A 1,650-nucleotide genomic window follows, 5' to 3' on the forward strand; every position below is an offset into this window, starting at 1 on the left:
CAATGCCACGTAGCCTAAGTTGATCTTGGCGGTGGCTGGACCCGGTAGATGTGGATGGTCGGTGGCCGGTCGTGGCGGATGCTGGCCGGTTCGTCGGGTTTCTTGACCCGGTACTGGTTGTGGCGGGCTCGTTTGACCGCTCGGGGGCAGGTGCGTTCCCTGCGTTCGGGAATCAGGAGATCGGCGATCCGGGTCAGGTGGACCGGTAGCTGGTCAGTCCAGTCCTGAGGGGGGAATGTCCGCCGTACCGGTGGCGGTGCGGCGGATCAGGCGCAGGACCCTGGTGAACGAGACCCGGTCGGGGTCGATGTCGGCGGCGGCTGACGCCTCGGCGATCAGCGCGGTGATCGCGTGGTGGACGATCAGGTAGGCCCGGATCTCCTGATGGACCAGGTCCGGCAGGCGGGAACGCAGCACCCGGCCGGGGCCACGGAGGTGGGTCTTGAGCTGGTCGTTGCCGGTTTCCTCCTCCCAGCGCTCGTGGTACGCGGCGGCGAGTTCGTCGGCGCGGGCGTCGTGGGGGTCGACGATGCTGGTGATCAGGGTGACGACCTCGCCGGCGCCGTTACCGACCCGGTCGGGCACGGTGTACTCGACCACCCTGGCGAGGTGGACGACCGGCAGGCCCTGCTTGTCGAACGCGTCGGGAACGGTGTCGACGTCGGTCAGGTCGGCCCCGGCGCGGGCGGCCGCGAGGAGCCGATCCCGCCGGGCACCCCGGACCGTCGGCCTGATCAGGACGGTGATCCAGGTGCCGTCGGGCAGTACCCGCGCGACCGGCAGGTCGAGCTGGGTCGGTGCCCGCCACACCAGCGCCGCACCGGACGCGACGGCGGTGTCCCACGCCTGCCAGGAGTGGAACCCCCGGTCCGCGACGAGCAGCTCGTCACCGCGTAACCGCGGGTACAGCCGCTGCGCGAGGGTCTTCTCACCCACCGTGTAGGCGTCGATCTCGGCGGCGACGAAGGCGTGGGTGCCGCACTCCGCGAGGGCCACGACCCGTGCCTTCGGGTACGCCGACCGGTTCTCCCCGGACCCGGCGTAGCCGAACTCGGCCGCGTTCGCGGCGCTGTCGGGCACGTCGACGGTGAACCCGTCGATCGCCAGCAGCCGCCACCGGCGCAGGAACGACCCCCGCGCGGTGCCCAACGCGGCCACCGACGCGGTCGGGCCCGACCCGCCCGCGACCGGCCCGCACGTGCGCGCGAACACCTCGTCGAACACCCGACGGCCCAACCGTTTCCGCGCCTGGGTGATCGCGCTCGACGTCGGCACGCTCCACCCCGCGTCCCAACACCCGAACCGGTCCAACGACCCCGTGACCCGGGCCGCCACCTCGGTGTAGTCATCATCGGGGAACAACGCCAGCCCCAACGTCAGATACACGGCCACATGCGCCGGCAACTTCCCGTCCGACCGCCGCTCCCGCACCCCACACACCTCGACCGCGGCGTCGACCTCCTCCCGCGACACCCGCGAGATCAACACCCCGAGCGTGACCTGGTCCGGCCGCACCACCGCATCCACCGACATGACCCGGAATCAGAACAGCCAACCCCGTCGGCCCGCAGCCCGCCACGCCGCACCACCCGACAGCATCCACACAACCGCAGACCACACCCCAAGATCAACTTAAGCTACGCAGCATTG

Annotated in this window: 1 protein-coding gene; it reads right to left on the reverse strand. The window is 70.8% G+C overall.

The genetic code is table 11. The features are described from left to right. Nucleotides 1-213 precede the first annotated feature (213 nt). Nucleotides 214-1,533 carry an IS4 family transposase gene (locus tag GA0070215_RS27770; RefSeq protein ID WP_091051791.1) on the reverse strand — a complete coding sequence of 440 codons (1,320 nt, stop codon included), beginning with the start codon at nt 1,531-1,533 and terminating at the stop codon, nt 214-216. Between the last annotated feature and the right edge of the window lie 117 nt (nt 1,534-1,650).

The organism is Micromonospora marina (genome assembly GCF_900091565.1).
GTDB lineage: Bacteria > Actinomycetota > Actinomycetes > Mycobacteriales > Micromonosporaceae > Micromonospora > Micromonospora marina.